This window comes from Streptomyces niveiscabiei (genome assembly GCF_001419795.1).
In the GTDB taxonomy this organism is placed as follows: Bacteria; Actinomycetota; Actinomycetes; order Streptomycetales; family Streptomycetaceae; genus Streptomyces; species Streptomyces niveiscabiei.
Map to the genome: position 1 here is coordinate 10,922 of NZ_LIRL01000551.1, position 499 is coordinate 11,420.

General features: G+C 70.5%; 1 pseudogene. It reads left to right on the top strand.

Annotated features, from left to right (window positions below):
• Nucleotides 1-499: pseudogene (locus AOK24_RS51175) on the top strand (peptidase S41); the annotation flags it as partial.

Below are 499 nucleotides of genomic sequence, written 5' to 3' on the forward strand. Positions count from 1 at the left end.
CGGCAGCCTGTACTGGCTGACGCACCGGGACGGTCCGGCGCGGACCATCGCTGATACCCCAGGGGTACGGGTACGACTTCCCGAGATGCTGGGGTCCGGGGGCCGGATCGCGTACGTCACCGATGCGGAAGGGGAGGACGCGGTCGAGATCGCGTACCTCCCGAGAGCCAGTGGTGAACGTCCCCCTCGGAGGCTGGCGTCCGGGGAACTGGGGCGGGTCCTGGAGCTGGTCTCCGACCCGGAGGGGAAGCGGCTGGCGATCGCTTCTCACGACGGGCGGGTGCTGCTGCTGGATACCTCTGAGGTTGTAGCCGGGGACGACTCAGGGGGTAGCGGGGGCAGCTCCGTGGGTGAGGGCAGTTCCGTAGGTGGGGGCAGCTCCGCAGGTGGGGGCATCGTCGAGCTGATCCGGTCCGTGAACGGTCCTGTGCGGGATCTCGCGTTCTCCCCGGACGGCGCCTGGCTCGCCTGGTCGCACCCCGGGATCGGGCGCTCGCTG